At 41.6% G+C, this 17,992-nt stretch carries 12 protein-coding genes; 3 read left to right on the top strand and 9 right to left on the bottom strand.

All coding sequences use genetic code 11. From position 1 onward, the window contains the following. Positions 1 to 354: 354 nt before the first annotated feature. A complete protein-coding gene (locus BW961_RS16790; protein ID WP_068588811.1) occupies positions 355 to 1,161 on the top strand; it encodes a metallophosphoesterase in 807 nt (268 codons plus the stop codon). 149 nt (positions 1,162 to 1,310) lie between these two features. Here BW961_RS16790 and BW961_RS16785 read toward each other — a convergent pair whose 3' ends face one another. From BW961_RS16785 to BW961_RS16760, 6 genes are all read right to left on the bottom strand, one after another. Further along, complete coding sequence (locus BW961_RS16785) at positions 1,311 to 2,390, bottom strand: glycosyl hydrolase family 18 protein (protein WP_244555983.1); 1,080 nt, start codon at positions 2,388 to 2,390, stop codon at positions 1,311 to 1,313. A gap of 25 nt (positions 2,391 to 2,415) precedes the next feature. Next, positions 2,416 to 4,179: a polysaccharide deacetylase family protein gene (locus BW961_RS16780; RefSeq protein ID WP_068588814.1), complete on the bottom strand. Its 1,764-nt coding sequence runs from the start codon at positions 4,177 to 4,179 to the stop codon at positions 2,416 to 2,418. A 40-nt stretch (positions 4,180 to 4,219) separates the two neighbouring features. Continuing rightward, entirely contained in the window at positions 4,220 to 6,088 is a 1,869-nt protein-coding gene (locus tag BW961_RS16775; protein ID WP_082867593.1) for a glycosyltransferase family 2 protein, read from the bottom strand. A gap of 24 nt (positions 6,089 to 6,112) precedes the next feature. Then, positions 6,113 to 7,426 (bottom strand): nucleotide sugar dehydrogenase, encoded by a 1,314-nt coding sequence (locus tag BW961_RS16770; RefSeq protein WP_068588821.1) that lies wholly within the window; start codon positions 7,424 to 7,426, stop codon positions 6,113 to 6,115. A gap of 25 nt (positions 7,427 to 7,451) precedes the next feature. Next, entirely contained in the window at positions 7,452 to 8,909 is a 1,458-nt protein-coding gene (locus BW961_RS16765) for a polysaccharide deacetylase family protein (protein ID WP_068588823.1), read from the bottom strand. 218 nt (positions 8,910 to 9,127) lie between these two features. Further along, positions 9,128 to 12,214: an ATP-binding protein gene (locus BW961_RS16760; RefSeq protein WP_068588826.1), complete on the bottom strand. Its 3,087-nt coding sequence runs from the start codon at positions 12,212 to 12,214 to the stop codon at positions 9,128 to 9,130. Between the two features lie 201 nt (positions 12,215 to 12,415). On the opposite strand from BW961_RS16760, the gene BW961_RS16755 reads away from it, so the two are divergent. Next, entirely contained in the window at positions 12,416 to 13,546 is a 1,131-nt protein-coding gene (locus tag BW961_RS16755) for a response regulator (protein ID WP_068588829.1), read from the top strand. Between the two features lie 13 nt (positions 13,547 to 13,559). On the opposite strand, the gene BW961_RS16750 is transcribed toward BW961_RS16755, so the two are convergent. Continuing rightward, the gene (locus tag BW961_RS16750) at positions 13,560 to 14,438 is read right to left on the bottom strand and encodes a LysR family transcriptional regulator (RefSeq protein WP_068588833.1); all 879 of its coding nucleotides are present in this window, start codon (positions 14,436 to 14,438) and stop codon (positions 13,560 to 13,562) included. A gap of 164 nt (positions 14,439 to 14,602) precedes the next feature. Here BW961_RS16750 and BW961_RS16745 point away from each other — a divergent pair, with 164 nt between their 5' ends. After that, positions 14,603 to 15,592, top strand: a complete 990-nt coding sequence (locus BW961_RS16745) for a DMT family transporter (RefSeq protein WP_068588837.1) — start codon at positions 14,603 to 14,605, stop codon at positions 15,590 to 15,592. 75 nt (positions 15,593 to 15,667) lie between these two features. On the opposite strand, the gene BW961_RS16740 is transcribed toward BW961_RS16745, so the two are convergent. Together BW961_RS16740 and BW961_RS16735 are read right to left on the bottom strand one after the other, a co-directional pair. Further along, positions 15,668 to 16,600 carry a WD40/YVTN/BNR-like repeat-containing protein gene (locus tag BW961_RS16740; RefSeq protein WP_068588841.1) on the bottom strand — a complete coding sequence of 311 codons (933 nt, stop codon included), beginning with the start codon at positions 16,598 to 16,600 and terminating at the stop codon, positions 15,668 to 15,670. A gap of 214 nt (positions 16,601 to 16,814) precedes the next feature. Beyond that, positions 16,815 to 17,894 carry an NAD(P)/FAD-dependent oxidoreductase gene (locus BW961_RS16735; protein WP_068588844.1) on the bottom strand — a complete coding sequence of 360 codons (1,080 nt, stop codon included), beginning with the start codon at positions 17,892 to 17,894 and terminating at the stop codon, positions 16,815 to 16,817. Positions 17,895 to 17,992: the final 98 nt, after the last annotated feature.

Raw genomic sequence — 17,992 nt, 5'->3', positions numbered from 1 at the left:
TGACCAAACTTTCTCGAAATCAATAAGGACCTACCAGGGATTCATGATTCTCGACAATAATGTTGTTGAGAATCACGGTGCCTCCTCCGCCAAAATTAGAAAAAAAAAGAGACTCAACGAAACGCATACTCCGCGCTTTCGTTGAATCTCTGGCTGTCCAGTCGATTCCAATAGGTTTGTGATTAGTTATCATATTATTCATAAAATGATGCCTTGTCAATCAATATTTATTTTTCCTATAGATATTGTCGGGATTAAGTTTTATTTAACGTATTATTACACCCAAGAACAGCCGTTTCATTCTGAATATATATATTTGTATACCATTTAGAAGTAACGAAAGGGTGACCCCTATTGAAATTGATACCACAAAGAAAGACTACCTCAATAATACGTAAATCCACTACTCAAAGAGTCAACTTTGCAGTTGTCGGCGATAGTCATGTCGGCTACGCGAATAGTCTGAGCATATTCAAAGGCTTGCTACCTAAAGCAGTCGCATCCGGAAACAAGAAGTTTGTTATCTTTGGGGGCGATAATAAGCACGGGTCTGTTGGTACAGCTGCTGAAGCCGATTATAAAGCATTCAAAGATACCGTCACACGAAATTTAGGACCGAAAAAGATACCCTATAAGGCATCTATAGGGAATTGGGAAGATAACACTAGGGCCTTGTTCACTAAATATTTAGGCCCGGTTCATGGACAAATGAATTTCCCAGGAACGAATGGTAAAGTGAAATATGTCTGGCTAGATAATGCACCTGGAAAGTTCAGCTATGCAAGTATAAGCCTGCTCAAATCGTTGAGCCCTAATTATTACTATATTATCGATTGTCATTGGCCTCTGAAGGTTAAAGGCATTACCGTAGATCCCACCCATGTTCTAAGTCAGCAGGAGACGGATAATTTCTTTAGGGCCATTCCTTCCAATGTGAGAGACAAAGTCTTGGGTATTTTCACTCACCACGCCCATACTTTTTATGAGAACCTAAATAATATCTATCCTGGCTTCACAAAGACCAAATTTTACGTATGTGGATGCTCAGGGGCTTACAAATGTAAATGCAATTCTGCCGGTTGTGGTCGGGGTTATTATGATGCAACACTAACAATTAATAATAATCAGGTGGATCTTGCGGTCAAGACAGTCAAAGCCTAGAAGAGTGATTACCTTTAATAAGATGGATCCTCACGCCCTGGTGCACCTAGCTTAACGATCCATCTTATCTGAACAGCCAATAGCCCCAGACCTATAGGTACTGGAGCTTTTTCTTTTTCCTATTTCCGTTATTGTAATAACAGAAGGATCTATTGCACCCAACGGTTCAACTGTTGCAGTGTTTCCTCTCCAAGTTCGCCTAGTCTCCATATTGCAATTTTGGGGTATCCACTTTGCCGTAACGTGCTCATCCACTGAGATAATGTCACCTCATCGGCATACCACACGGTATGCTTGGCTAGGTCGTCATCGATATAGTCAAAATACATACTCCCGCTAGCCTCATCACGCTTTGGAGGATTTACACTCTTTAGGGATAATTGCGATGCCCGCTTCTCCGTCAGTGCGGTCACCTTTCCCTGATCTGCCCAGTCAAATCCCCCGGCAGATATAGCGATAATGTTCTCCCCAGGCAATTGATCCATTCTAGCCGCGAGTTGGGTTATAAATGCTAGATCTGCCTTCGGCCCAGGTCCGCTGTGAGTTCCGTATAAATTGTACGCCATCATAACGTAAGTTTGCCCTTTAGGAAGTGCTAATTTCTCAATAGGCATTCTGGATTCCAACACGATTCTAAGCGTTTTGTCCATCGCATGTAACCTTTGATACAATTCAGTGTAAAAGTCGCAGACGTTACGCCAGTCACTGTCCTTGATCTTCTCGTAGTCAATTTCCACACCACCGAAATCATACTTCGTGAGCGTATCTACAATTTCATCGATATGTTTGCTTCGACTCTTGTCTGTCGCCATAAGTCTTGTGATCAAGTCCGGATCTTTCTGAACCCCCGTACCATCTTGATTCAAGCGGTCATTCACCAATGTCAGATCTACATCAGCCAGCCCACTTTCCTTCAAAGTATCGAATATGGCTGGCATTGCTTCATTTATTTGATCTGTGAAATATAGATGATCCATCTCATCGAAATAAGCTGCGAATACTTGAACGTTGGTCAGCCCACTCGAAATACTCCGAAGATCATCCATACCTGACTTCCACTGCCAATCTACAACCCATGTCGATAACGCTGGATTAGGTTCCACCTTCGTCGGCTTCACTTCCACATGAGACGTATTACCCGAGAGCCCCTTAAACATTGCCATTATGAATACGATGATCAAAATAGAAGCAATAACTAACCATTTATTCCTAGCAATCAACTTATACACCTTCCGCTTTGCCCCTCCCTTCCAATTAGAAGGTATCAATCGCCCAGTCTATCGAAGTGCTAATTGCCTTTTGAATTTGGGTTACTATCGCCTTGAGACCCGTTACCTTACTGTTGAACACGACTGACGTATGGTCATTTCCATGCAATGACTCAACCTTCAAGTCATCGAATACACCATCGTAGATATCATCTTTCTTATTCTGCTCGTTATATTCTGAACCAAGTGCCACGCCACCTGTTCCTATCGTGTTATCGATAATCTGTTGATTTAGCATCGGTTCCTTATCCACACTGACATCAAGCTTATCCCCTTGAACTGTAATTTCAAGATTTCTTGTCTGCTGAACATTGACTGGATATGCATCCTTCGAGGATAGTTCGCCACTTGATGTCTGCTCTTGTGTATACACGGTAGCCTTATCGAAGGCAAGGTCTTCCGAACGCCATTCTACAGCATCCAATTCACGGGTGAAGATTTGCTCAACTGCATGTCCCAGCTTCTTCTGATCCACATAGATCACGTTATTGTCCAGAGAAACACGGATGTAAGAATCCTTCTTCCTATCGTAGCGAACATAGATATGCTGCTTCCCTACTAAATTTCCAGTAAGCTTAGTTGTAAGTTTAATATCCTGTAACTGCTCGCTTTCGTTTAAGTAGATCTTCCCTTCTCCTGCTTCTTGTGACGTCAGTGCAATTCGACTATCTATATATTCAGCTGCACCGCTGATTTGCTTCCATTGTTCTGCGCGCTTATCATCACCGTGGATATACTGAACACGCTGCTGAGTGTCCTTCTCAACCTTCATTAATAGATGGTTCGTATACCAGTAAGGCTCTGGCTGCACTCGAGTTAGATCAAAAAGGTTCTGTTGATTATCATTATACATATTTCCTTCACGGTTGAAATGCATATTAAAGATACGCTGAATATTTACATCATTCACATCAGAGACTAACCGATTCATTCCTTCATACAGCGTATTTGCATGCATAATCATATATACATTCGGCACAAAACCCAATGTATCCATATAAATATCATTCATTTGTTGGTAGTCCATGTTGATTCGCGATGTCATTTCATCTCGATTTTCCAGCGGAATCATGTTCTCATCCCTAATGAAGTCCATCAAATAATGATTATAATACTCCACGTTCTCCTTATTACGTAATTGATTCTCATCCTTAACACCAATATAGCGACCCTCTTTATCAAACACATTGATATACGTAAGACGATAACCGTTGGAACCGAGTTCCCAATAGCCCGTCCTCATCATCTTCAGCATATCTTTGGGCTGCAGAAATTTACGATCACTATTTCCCACCTTGTTAGCATAAGAGAGGAACGTTGCCTTGAAGTTATACTTCTCCAGTAGTGGCTGAGCAAATAAACTTGAGTCGTTGCGTCCATCCTCAAAGGATAGAAACAAAGCCTTATCAGGCAGTGCCTTCCCCAACTGATAGTAATCCATCACATCTTGTTGTGATATCGTCGAATACCCTTGATCATACAACGCCTTTAACTGTTGATCTAGTTGCTTCTTTGCCACCAATTTTGGAGTTCCCGTGCGATCTACGCCAAAATAAGATAAAGCGATAAAGCCCTCATGATTCGTCCACGTCGACTTCACGGGCTCAGCGTAATCTTTTACATTAAATATAACTTGAAATAACAATATGCCCACAGTTAGCAACATCGCAGCTTGTATGATGGTCTTCATGACTTTTTTTCGATCTTTGCGGCGATAATTCAGGGCAGAACTTCGCTTTTCTTTGGTCATTTCTGCCATCCTCACTTATATAAATTCATCAATAATGGACTTAAAGAGGCAGTCCGCGTTTCTTGTTTTTGTTCTTTCTTGCTTCTTTTTTATTTCTGGCTTCAATATCCTGAGGTGTTTCTCGCGTTCCCCAAGTCGATTTCCAGAAGGTAACCCACGCGACAGGCATTTGCCATAACAGTATGAATTCATAGAAGATACAGAATACCAATCCAAAAATCCATAGTTTACTCTTACGTAATAATAGATGTGCGAGACTCATCAGCATCGCCATGAGCAATAATCCCATCAGGAATGTACCCGGAAACACATGGTACATAAGCGGTACATACACCAAGTTGTACAGCACGATAACAGGCGCAGCGATAGGTACGATAAGTCCAATATAAAAGAATAGTGTCATGAAGGGTTCCTTGCGCCAGATAAAACTTCCAGCAATGAGCGATTCACGAAGCCAAGAGCGTTTCCATCTCATTTGTTGTTTCAAGAAAATCCCCATATCTGAGGGAACAATAGTCGAACAGATTGCCCGGTCCTGATACCCCGTACGATGCGTTCTCAAAATAAAGTTCGTCATACTTCGGTCATCACCAAAGGTGGCCGGTTGTCCCAGAAATTTCTGATTAAGCCAAGCATGGGTATGCTTCTCAATCAGCTCTTTGCGATAACATGATAATGGACCGGACAAGCAGGTTACACTATCGAACCACGATTCAGCCGCCTTCATAATCCGAAAAGCAATATAATATCTGACGGTCTGCAACTTAGTTACCGAGTTAGTGTATTTATTCTCTACATCTGTTCGACCGGCAACACCACCCATGCGGGGGTCCTGAAAGGGCTGAACTAGATGCTTAATTGCCATCGGGTCCAGAAAGCTATCCGAATCAACAAATACAACTAGATCATGCTTCGCCATTTCTACGCCCTTAACAAGGGCTACCCGTTTGCCTCCATTTTCCGTCAACACGTGCATTCTCAAGCGTTCCTTCGTCAAGTACCGATCTGCTTCTCTATGAATCATCTCGATAGTCTTCTCTATCTGCTCCACCGATTTATCTGTAGAACGATCATCAACAACGATAACCTCCAACTTATCAATCGGATAATCCTGATTCATACAACTTAATATTGTACGGTGAATCCATTCCTCTTCATTGAAACAAGGAATAATAATCGATACCCCTGGCATGTAGTCAGGATTAATCGGCACATCCCGATATAAAGCACCAAATAAATAACGTGTTAGTAGAAATGCCGCAGCTGTAAGACTGTATAAGTACAGGACCAAATTATATTTGAAATATATAATACTCTCCGCGCGCATGAGCATGATTAATACAACAGCTACAAACAACAACCCACTGGCTGTATACACGGAGTATCCCCATCGCTTCTTCTGAAAATATTCTGTTAGAGGTTTCACAAATTCAAATGCAATCATCTGCTTCACTTGATTCCCCAACGTGTGGTCAAATCTGCGGATGATCACCGCCTCCGTCTTTACCTTCGACTCAAAACCTTCAGGCATCGTACCTGGTGGAATATCGAATCGAATCGACACGGTATCCTCAACCTTTAATTCGTCAATGGGCCTCTGTAGCTCAACCAATATCCCCGTTGAAGAGATATCCACGGCTCGCGCCTTTATGCCAGACTTTTTCTTCTGTCCTTTGGCAACAATCAGGACTTCAAAGTCTGCCGTATATCTTAAGCTAAGCATACGCAACTTGCTGAGATACTCAGAGTCCATCTCCGCGTCAACCGTTGTTGCATCCTGCTCCTGCATTCCCCTACGATCAAGCGTTACCCTGATATTCTCAGGATCGGGTACATTGGATAATGTTCGTCTATCTGACCTTGGAGAAGTTAGTACCTCTTCAATCCTTTTCCTTTGTCTTCTTATCACGGTTGTGATTCCCCAATCTATTCATTATAGCCTCCAGTAATAGTACCCCTGACTCTCAAATTCAGCTTTGTTATATACGCCTTTGATATCTATCAACACCTTCGATTGATATTTGCTATACATGCGGTCAATATCTTCGAAGCTCATTTGTGTGAATGATTCATGTGCAACAGCAACGATCAGAACATTCAATCCGCTCAAATCCGAATGCTCAGACATCTCAAGTCCATACTCCGAATAGACCTGTCCTTTATCTACTAGCGGGTCTACGAGGATAGGGTAGATTCCGTACTCCTGAAGCTCTTCAATAATATCGGTAACCTTCGTATTACGAATATCTGAGGAATCCTCTTTATAGGACAGACCTAGTAAACCGATTCTAGCTTGATTCAAATTAAGCTTCAGACGGACTAATATTTTAATAATATGCTGGGCAATAAATTTACCCATTCCATCATTAATATGACGGCCAGCAAGAATAATCTGTGAATGATAACCGATATCCTCCGCTTTGTACGTTAGATAGTATGGATCAATACCGATACAGTGCCCTCCCACAAGGCCCGGAGAGAAATCAAGAAAATTCCACTTCGTGCTGGCAGCCTCAAGAACCTCTTTCGTATCGATTCCCATTCGATTGAACAACATCGAAAGCTCATTCATGAAGGCGATGTTAATATCCCGCTGCGCATTCTCGATGACTTTCGCTGCCTCAGCGACTTTAATACTTTCCGCTCTATATACTCCTGCTTCGATGACTAGCTCGTACACTTTCGCAATGGTTTCCAGTGCTTCCTTATCGATCCCAGAAACAATCTTCACGATGTTCTCTAGTCGATGAACCGTATCCCCCGGATTAATCCGTTCTGGAGAATATCCAACCTTAAAGTCCTCGCCACACCGTAGGCCCGATTCCTCTTCCAGAATAGGAATGCATACCTCCTCTGTCACTCCTGGATAGACTGTTGATTCGAACACAACGAAGGCGCCCTTTGTCAGTTTCTTGGCGACAATTCGACTGGCATTTTGGACATATTTCAGGTCCGGCACATTTCCGCTTTGGACAGGAGTAGGAACCGCTATAATGAAGAATTTCACGCCACTCAGTTGTTCTACATCCGAAGTGAAGTCCACGGAGCAGTCTCTGATGTCTACATCCGTCATCTCACCCGTAGCATCGATGCCATTACGATATCCATTTACCTTCTGCTCATTTATATCAAATCCAATCACGTTAACCCTTTTTGAAAAAGCGACAGCTATAGGGAGACCCACATAACCAAGTCCGATAACAGCCATATTCTCTTGACGTTCAACAATGCTTTCATAAAGTTCCATATCATTCATTCCCCGTTTTTATAGACTACTGCTCTTCGATCAAATCAGCCATTTTTACGAACGTAAATCCTTTGCTCTTCATGCCTTCCAGTATTCTTGGCAATGCCTCAATGGTATGAATGTCATCAAGCATGTGTAGTAAAATGATACTTCCTCTTTCCGACTTCGTCATAATATCGTTGACAATATCATCTGCACTATTAGAGGAATCCCAATCCAATGCGGTTACTTCATACATCGCAATGTTGGGATATCCCGCAGCAGCGATGGCCTTTGCCCTTTCATCATCCACAACGCCAGTCGGCGGACGAAATAACATCACCGGCTGTTCCTGAATCGCATCTGTGATCACTTGGTGAGCTTTCACGAGATCTTCCTGCAGTTCCTTTGGTGTTATGGAAGTGACCACCGGATGATTGTAGGAATGATTTGCAACATCATGCCCACCCTCGACCATAGCTCTCGCAAGATTTGGGTTAGCCTCTACACCTTTCGCCCGTAAAAAGAAGGTCGCAAGCACATCATGTTCTGCCAATATATCCAGAATCTTTGTTATCGTTTTATCGCTTCCCCAATCATCAAAGGTAAGTGCAACCTGCTTCTTATTCGTGTCCACTTTATAAATAAGCTCGTATTTCTCGTCTTTATAGTCAAGATTCATTCTAGCCGCATCGTAACCGGGAATTTGCTCCAATGGCTTTTTCACACCACCATTCTCCACCAATTGTTCTAATGGGATTAGCTTGTACCCGATCTCATCTGCCGCCTCGGCAATATACTTAATAGAAGAGATAACTTCAGGGTTAATATCGGTGTTTAACGAGATAATCCCCCCTCTGGAGATATACCTCTTCACGTAATCACCTATGGTCTTTGCGTCCTTCATATCTCGGTCCTTGGGATTGATATTGTAGCTGACTACAGCTTCCATCCCATTATGCGCCGCCGCTAGGCGTATATCATCGGAGAAATTACCGGATTTGGTCCGCACATACTTGGGTGTCACGCCTGTTTCTTTGGCAATAACCTGATTACTCAGTTTAATTTCCCTATAAATTTGTTCATAACTAAGCTTGCTCATATCAAGCCCATTCAACGTGTTATTCTCAATCTCATGGCCCCGCTCCAAGATGTCTTTCGCGATGTCTGGTTCTTCCGCCACTCTCATTCCTGGCAAAAAGAAGGTTGCTTTAATATGATAGGTATCTAGCTCATCTAATAGTTTCTTCATGGTCTCAGCATCACCCATCCCGTTAAAGGAAAGCGCCAGCTCCCGCTTAGCGGTATACACCATTGAAATCTCCCTACTCTTCTCACCTGTATATCGTGTAATCTGTTGATTCACTTCGCTCTTATTATTCAGATTCTTAGCAGAATCTTCGCGACTTCCAGATGTCCCGCAGCCTGCAATAAATATCAGTGCAAGCACAATGAGCATAGGGGCGAAATATCGTCTGGCTATTTCCTCTCGACCTACGTCCATACCTCTACTCCTTTATATACAACGTTATACTTTCATTTACCCTTAATGGTATCACTTGAATATACACAGAAAATATACGCTTTTTCGCCAATATTTATTATTTAATTCACTCTTCTACGCGTCTTCTCGTCTGTCGCACCGCCTAGTATCCCATTGTACAAAGAAAAAAGCACCCTCAGCTTAAGGCACTCATGCCCTCTGACAGTACTTCATGTAAATTAACTCTTCATCCGTGCGGATACCTTCTTCGCTATCTCAAAGCTGACTGTTGTGCCCATACCAGGCTTGCTCTCGATACGTAAACCCTTGCCATAGATTTGCTTGAGCCGCCTGTGCGTATTACGAAGACCAATTCCCGCATCAACTTCAACACCATGCTCGATCATTCGGTTATGTACGACCTCGTCCATCCCTACACCATTATCCATAATAGATATCTCTGCGTAGTCCTCGTGATCTGATAATCGAATATGTAGAACGCCACCTTCGACACGAGCCAACAACCCATGTTTCACTGCATTTTCTACTAATGGCTGTATTGAAAGGGGGGGAAGAAATAGCGGCAGACTATCATCTACTTCCCAAATGACTTGTAGTCTTTCTTCAAAGCGTTCCTTTTCAATAAATAGATACGATTGAACTAAGCTGAGTTCATGCGCAAGCGGTACAAGCCGATTTATGTTCTGAAAGTCAAAACTTGCATGCAAATAGTTACCAAACACTTCCAAAAGTGCGCGCATCCGGGTCGTATCAAATTCACTAAGTGAAGCAATAGAATTCAGTGTGTTGAATAGAAAATGCGGTTGTATTTGTGCCTGAAGGCATGCAGCCTCCATCGATAACCGTTCGCGAATCGATTTTTTCAATAATGTTAGAGCTCTTACTCTGGCTTTCAATTCCATAGCATCCACCGGTTTCATTACATAATCGTTAGCTCCAGCTAAGAATCCAGCTTCAATATCTTCTGTCCGACCTCGTGCGGTAAGAAAGAGAATAGGTAATTCCGAAATTGAAAAGCGATCACGTATCATACGAGATAGTTCATACCCGGACATCTCCGGCATCATAACGTCAGTAATAATCAAGTCCCAATCTATCAGATCCAATAAAGATAATGCCTCTTTACCGCTTGTAGCTGTAACAACAGAATATGCTTCAGCATGAAGGATCTCTTTCAATATATTTAGATTGACGGTGTCATCATCTACAAGCAGTATCCGGGTAACATCTAACATATTAGATAGACCCCCTGCTGGGCCCGACAAGTCGTAGGCTATCGATATCGAGTGCGCCTCTTCCTTCACGGTATCTATCCATATAGGCTGAAGCTCTGGTTCCTCAATATATTCGTCACCCATATCTAAGGTCAAGATAAATACAGATCCCTGGCCGGGCGTGGATTGTACCGACAGTGTACCCTTATGGAGCTCCACCAGTTCCCTGCATATGCTTAATCCAAGTCCAATGCCTCCCCCTACTCCCGTCATGCCGGAGTCCGCTTGCTCGTAGGGCTGAAATATTCTCTTCTGTACTTCTTCATCCATCCCGATTCCTGTATCCGTGATCCTAATATGAGCCTTGCCATCCTTATTCTCGGCCTCGATGGTAATGCTCCCTTCGCTCGTGAACTTCACCGCATTATGAAGTAGGTTGAATAGAACCTGCACAAGCCGCTTCTCGTCGGCCAATACTGGAGGAAAGGAATCCGGGATATACATAATAAATCGGACCGGCTTGTCTTCAATCATAAAACGAAGCATATCCAACACCCCTGCGGCAATAGCTTGAACTCGCACGTAGGTCAGCTCTATAGCTATGCCCTTCTCCTTAAGTATCGACAGATCCAACAAGTCGTTGAGCATAAAGGACATTCGCCTCCCTAAAGAGACTAGCAGTTGCATATGATTAGTATCCTTCTTACTTAGGGACTGGCGATCACTTTCAAGGACAGTCTGAGCAATATTCAACATGCCATGAAGTGGATTTCGTAGTTCATGAGACGTGTTAGCGAGAAAGTCATCTTTTCGTTTATTTGCTAGCTGAAGTTTCTCCGCTAACATTTCTGTTTCGGATACAACCCGGAAATAACGTCTAAAGCAATAGCAAGCAAAGATAATAACAGTTAAGATGAAATCGACAGGATAGAAATTAAATTCATACGATCCCATATTTTTGATAATTCCCCATACGATATTCGTTGTAATAGCAATGGCACTCAGAAGCAAAAATAGTGTATCCTCACCCCCTTGGATTACAGCACGAAGGCAAAGTACTGAAGTTGCGAAGAAAGAGAACAGTATAATCGTGATATACAAAAAGCTTGCAGACTGTGTGTACTGAATCGGAGTGAATACTGTAAACAAGGCAGCCATCACACAACATCGAGTGAACCAGCGAAAGATCTTATAGTCTTTATATTCAAGTAGCATAAACTTAAGCGTTTGAATCAGAAATATAGATATTCCGATGTATGACAATTCAATCAACTTAACATTCCATTCATAACTCATAGGCACCCATGACAGCATTAATTTGTCATCATCTAGCAGCACCATAACAAGGGCCGAGACCATTAACAATGAGAAATAAAGCAGTAATTTTTGTCGGTTCCCCATCACATATAGTATCCCTGAATACAGAGCATGTATTAACAAGACCGTAATAAGAATGAGTTGCATTGTTGTCGAGAAGCGTACGTTCTCACCTACAGCGTCGGCACTCCCGAACTGAATAGAACTTGTAATCCCCCCTTTTCTAAGAGAATCATAGTTGGCAACTTGAATGACAAGCTCAAGCTCATGACTCTGTGAGCTGAAGATAGCTGAATAGGGAATAATACGGGCTGTATATTGTTCTTTGCTCTTTGCAGGTTGACCTGACTGTGCAAGCAAGTGTCCGTCTATATATAAATCAGAAGATACTGGAATACTAGATAATCTAATACCCCATATAGGTATGCTATTAGGCTGAACAGCAATGCGTAAACGATAGGACCCATAGGTCAGGTGCTGGTAAGGGGAACCCTCGGAATACCAATTACCAGGAACCGTAATAAATTCCTTAGTCGTATCCTCAAATTTAGAAGTACTGGCATCTCCTCGCAGAAATGTATTCGGGTAGAACTCCCACTCCCCATTTAGAGTGACAGAACGGTTCGTCATATTCCAATCCGTCAGATCTAGCCTTCCTTGAACTGCTCTAGGATTATCTAATGTTGCATACATATGTATCCATACTATTCGAACGCCTGTAATCATAAGGAAAAACACAATGGAAATGAGTAATGTTTTTCTTTTTCTAGTCATATTTCGACCCGTATTACTTGTTTAGGCGTAGACTCCATGTGCATGGACAACGTCCTCCTTTGGAATTCATTTAATCTTGTCTATCTTACATTTCACATATGGAAGTTGACTATCTATTTCATAAATATTTATCTTTTCTGAGTTGTTATCCGTAATGATATAATAAGGATACTAACTTGAAAGAAAAATGTAGGTGGGATAATGAGAGTAATACTTGTGGATGATGAACGATTGGCCTTGAGACTACTTAAGAAAATGTTAGAGTCTGATATAGGGGGCGTGGAAGTGATTGGAATGTATACCGATCCCTTACAGGTTATTGAACACGCCATACAGCTTCAACCTGATGTTGTATTTCTAGATATTCATATGCCTGGAATCAGTGGTCTGAAATTAGGAGAAATGCTCCAAGAATCTGTTCCTACTACGAAGATTGTCTTTGTCACTGGATTTGACCAGTACGCCATTGAGGCATTTACACTTAACGCAATGGATTATATTATGAAGCCGCTTCAGCTAGAGCGGTTGAAGAAAACCGTGGAACGTTTTGGTGATCACCCCGAGATGAAAGCTGACAATGACTGCATGACAGAACGTCCATTCATACGATGCTTTAACCAAATGCAGTACCAATTACACGATGAAATATCTCAAGATTTTAAATGGCGTACAGGCAAAGCCCAAGAGCTATTTGCCTATTTGTTACTTCACCATGATCGAGTCATAGATAAGGAGACACTCATCGAGCTATTGTGGTTTGAATACGATACGCCTCGAGCGATTCAGTATCTCTACACCACCATTTATCATATTCGTCAGACACTGAAGAGCAGTGGTTTGGGTACGCTATTGATTACGAGTAGGGGTTTGGAGAATGCGTACAAGCTGACCATAGGTAGTGCACGAATCGACACGGAAGAATGGGAAGCTAAGATCTTAGAGCTCCTTCCTCTGAGTCTTCAAACGGTTGAGGATTATGAACAGGCTCTGGAAATGTACAAAGGTGATTATCTTGGAGACTATCCCTATCTTTGGGCTGAGCCTGAACGAGAACGACTTCGTTGGCTATGGCTTCGTTATGCGAAGTTGATAAGTGCCTTTTACCTAGAGCACAATATCCCCCAATATTTCATAAAGCTACATATACGAGTGCAGCAATGGTTTCCATATGACGAGGAAAGTTACTTTTCTCTGATGAAGCTTTATTCAACTATGGGAGATGTCCTTGGTGTAAAGGAACAATATGCGCTGCTTACTTCAAGATTAGAGCAAGACCTGGACGTAACCGTCAGTGATCATATTCGAACGTGGTACGATCATTTTTTAACATGAATACCGGCATGTATCACTCTGGCAACTGCACCTCTGCTAGACTCGTTCGAGCAACAATTTCATCAATAAAGCACTGTAGAGTACTCGTTACATACGAATCTTTCCGTCGTATAAAGATCGTCGTGATTTCACGATAAGGTTCAGGTAATTCATGACAAAACACAGTGCCGCTAGCAACCAGATCCGTCACCGATGATTCTGGAATAATCGTAATTCCTATGCCTGCGGCTACGCTGCCTATGATCGTCCCAAACGTTCCGAACTCCATAATCTGTTTCGGGACAATACCCTCCACCTTCATCCAACTTTCAAGTCTCCCACGATATCCGCATCCTTTGTTGTATAACAACAGTGGTCTTGTCGTGATATCCTCCATTGAAAAGGTATCCCCTTTGGTTACTAGAACTAGCTTCTCTTGAATAACTTCAACCTGCTCGAGTAATGGATGCCTAATAGGCCCTGTAACAAATGCTCCATCCAGCTTCATATCAATGACCTTTTGCAGCAAGAGATCCGTTACGCCAGCATTTAGTGATAATTCAACATTCGGATACTTGCTATGGTATGAGGATAAAATATCTGGAAGAGCAACCACAGTCTCCACGATACCGATCTTAAGGACACCAGACGGGTTCAATTTATCTTGAAAGGCAAGCTTCATTTCATCCATTCTCGATAAGATCTCTCTCGTATGCTCCAACAATCGTTTTCCTTCTGTGTTTAGGATCATCCCCCGCTTATGACGATAAAATAAGGTTGTCTGAAGCTCTTTCTCAAGTAGCTTAATTCTTGCTGTCACATTGGATTGAACGTAGTTCAGCTCCAGTGCTGCCTTGCTGATACTTCCGTGTGTAGCCACGCTCTGAAATATTTTCAAATCATTAAATTCCAATGTGATAACTCCTCTGTATTCTTCGCTATGTACATAACTTCTTTCTAATATCATTATAAATGATGATAAACTTTATTATCAATCATTTTACTATAGCCTTCTATCTCCCTATTATTGGTTATGCGCAATACATCGACAGATTTATGCTAGGGAGAGACAAATACATGTTAAAAAAGCAAATTATTATAGGTTCCATTCTATGCCTCATTGCTAGTATGTCCTGGGGAGCTATGTTTCCCGTTGCACATATGGCATTACAGAAAATAGATTCATTTTATTTCTCCTTTATCCGTTATGCACTCGTTGCTGTCATCCTCAGTGTCATGCTTTGGATCAAAGAGGGAAGATCAGCATTTCGCCTCGAGGGAAGAGGGAAATCATTATTATTTTTCGGAACGATGGCCTTTTCGGTCTATAACATGTGCGTCTTCTTAGGGCAACACCTCATGGGTGAATCAGGTACCGTTGCAGCCTCCATTATGGAAGTGCTCATGCCGATGATATCCATCATGGTCTTGTGGATTACGACAAGAAAAGCCCCAAAGAAATTTATGATCACAAGTGTAGCGATCGCGCTTGCTGGTGCTTTACTTGTCATCACTAACGGAAATATGGAATTTTTCATGATGGCTGGACAACATGCTGTCCCGTTGCTACTGATCTTTGCAGGTGTTGTAGGATGGGTAGTGTATTCCATGGGTGGAAGTCGGTTTAGGGATTGGTCAATCCTTCGCTATTCTACATTAACCTGTATATTAGGTAGCGTAGTGAATCTCCTAATCGTTACCCTTGCCTCCAGTTTTCAGTTGGTTCCTGTGCCTAGCTTAGATACGATACTTTCTATTAAATACGAAATGGCCTTTATGGTCTTATTACCTGGGCTAGCAGCCTTACTAAGCTGGAATTTGGGACTCAAATTGTTGTCTCCGCCTAATGGTCTATTATTTATCAATTTTGTCCCTATTACGACATTTGTGATTATGGCTTTCCAAGGCTACCATATCAGTAGCTATGAGATTGTCGGAACGCTACTCATCATCTTTGCACTCATACGAAACAATGCTTACCAGCGCAAGGTCATACCGGAAAAAGACCACAGAGCATATAAAACTGCACGTGATCGTAAAGTTGAAATTATTGAAGCAGCCCCGTGACAATGGGGCTTTTCTTCATGAACATTTCATTCCAATTATGATGCATATATTCTTCTATATATAACTCTTTTCGGTTTATTGTACTGGATCAACCAGATCGACAAAAGACCAAGTAGCTCCCTCATCTATCGAAATAAATCTTGCAAGTACTTTACCACCTTGATAGTCTCCGTTAGGTCCCTGATTCACATGCAAAACACCTTGGATTCCATCAAAGGTAGGTACTTCTGCTACTGTAAAGATCCCTTTAAATTCCGAAGGAATCGGTACCTCAATCTCATCCCAATTCTTCCCCCCATCGAAGGTGCGATATACGGATGGACCTTCCGGTTCAGAATTCACTGCAATAGAACCGAAAGAGATAAATCCAATATTCTCATTAATAAAACTACCGCTAGTTATATGTCTATTGGTGTCTTTGACGGTTCCTGTCATGATCCATCTATTCCCGCCATTGTTGGTTTTATAGATAGCATTAGCTTCAAAACCCATCGTACCCTCAGAACTTATGATCAAATAACCATTTTGTTCGGATGTAAAACCAAGAAATCGTACTCTGACATCAGGTGAATCGATAATATGCCTCTTTATCCATGTTTTTCCTTTGTCTATGGATTGTAGAACACTGAAATAAGTCCCCCTGTACTCATTATCTATGACAATCTCTTCACCAATGACAAATGCCATCCTATCTCTTGTAATCACATAACTTCCATCTATCAATTTCTGTCTAGAACCATTGTAATCTCCCGCAAACAATTCTTCTAGAGATGCAGGCACAACCTTCCAATGATATCCATCATCATAAGTTACTCTCAGCTTTTTGCTGTAAATCTGATAACGATTATTCTCTTCATCAGACTTCATCGTATTCGTCATGGCTAAGATTCTATTTAAATCCTCTTTGTAGAATTTAAGATAATACGTAACCCCTATCGTAATTAATAGCAACAGTGTGATTACAACCGACACTATCTTCAATTTACGATATTGTTTATTTGATGTCATGAACAAACTCCTCTTATCAATTGATCTACTCTTACACTATACTATCACACTCCATATACAAATATTTCCTTATCATCCTGATATGTTTTTCCATACGCAAAAATGACCACAGCGCTTATACTAAGCACGTGATCATAAATTAACTAAGTATAATTACACTCCAACAATAGAGTAGTTTCTTTTTTGATAGGATACAGAGGCAGACTCCTAGTCACTAGGACGAAGGCCTTGTCTCTGTTTCCCATGAGGATAGCATTTCTCTCACTAATTCCTTATTACGCTTTTTAAAGAGCTCGTTATGTGATGAGACCATGCCTATTTTATCAGCAGTCGGCTGGTTATATTGTTTGGCCTTATTTACAGCATTAGCTGCATCTTGGAAGGCACCCGCTATTAAATTTAATTTCCCATCATGCATTAGAATATCTCCCGCAGCATAAATCCCTTCTATTGATGACTCGCTGTTGGCATTACCCGCAATATAGTAGTTATCCGCTATGTCAATCTTCACTTCACTCTTCTCCAGTAATGTCGTATCACGCTCGTACCCATGATTAATAATTACTTCATCAATGGTTAGATACGTAACTTCTCCCGTCTCACTATTGGTTAGCTCAATGCGTTCTATGAATTCATGCGTCTCAGAAGCCATTAGTTTGGTAATTGAAGTGTTCAAGAAACACTCTGCTGAACTATCCATGAGTTGTGTTACTTGTGATTCATGACCCGATAAGACATCTTTTCTATATGTTAAATACACTTTTTTGGCGATAGGCTCTAATTCATTAGCCCAATCTATCGCAGAGTTTCCTCCACCTGAAATGATCACTGTTTTATCCCTGAAATGATTGAATGACTTTACTGTGTAATTTAGATTCGTCACTTCAAATCTCTCTGCACCCTCGATCTTCAACTTCTCAGGATTTAATATTCCACTTCCAACTGCCACAATGACTGTCTTGGAATAATGTACTTGACCTGAGGCAGCTATCAACACAAATAACCCCTCTTCATTACGGGTTATCGACTCCACTTGTTCATTTAATACGACCTCTGGGTTAAACGTTAATCCCTGCTCTACAAGTTTCTCAATTAACTTGGCTCCGGTTATCGGCGTCTGCCCACCAACATCCCATATCATCTTCTCAGGATATACATGAATTTTGCCGCCTAGTTGAGGTTGGAACTCAATAACCTTTGTTTTCATTTCTCTTAAACCACTATAAAAAGTAGAGTACAGCCCCGCAGGACCTCCTCCAATAACAGTTACATCAAACAATTCATTCTGTTCCAATTCAAGTCACTCTCCTCAGCAGCCAAATGTAATTGATTATCATTATCATTAGAATATACACGCATTATTTCTTTATTACAAGGTAAAAAGCAGTTGAC

It is taken from the genome of Paenibacillus macquariensis (genome assembly GCF_900156375.1).
Lineage (GTDB): Bacteria > Bacillota > Bacilli > Paenibacillales > Paenibacillaceae > Paenibacillus_AQ > Paenibacillus_AQ macquariensis.
The sequence above is the reverse complement of the archived record's forward strand: the minus strand, read 5'-3'. Positions and strand labels throughout refer to the sequence as shown.

Coding starts and splice junctions, on each gene's coding strand:
- BW961_RS16780 (WP_068588814.1), bottom strand. CDS start 4,179: ATGACCAAAGAAAAGCGAAGTTCTGCCCTGAATTATCGCCGCAAAGAT.
- BW961_RS16770 (WP_068588821.1), bottom strand. CDS start 7,426: ATGGAACTTTATGAAAGCATTGTTGAACGTCAAGAGAATATGGCTGTT.
- BW961_RS16765 (WP_068588823.1), bottom strand. CDS start 8,909: ATGGACGTAGGTCGAGAGGAAATAGCCAGACGATATTTCGCCCCTATG.
- BW961_RS16760 (WP_068588826.1), bottom strand. CDS start 12,214: ATGACTAGAAAAAGAAAAACATTACTCATTTCCATTGTGTTTTTCCTT.
- BW961_RS16755 (WP_068588829.1), top strand. CDS start 12,416: ATGAGAGTAATACTTGTGGATGATGAACGATTGGCCTTGAGACTACTT.
- BW961_RS16745 (WP_068588837.1), top strand. CDS start 14,603: ATGTTAAAAAAGCAAATTATTATAGGTTCCATTCTATGCCTCATTGCT.
- BW961_RS16740 (WP_068588841.1), bottom strand. CDS start 16,600: ATGACATCAAATAAACAATATCGTAAATTGAAGATAGTGTCGGTTGTA.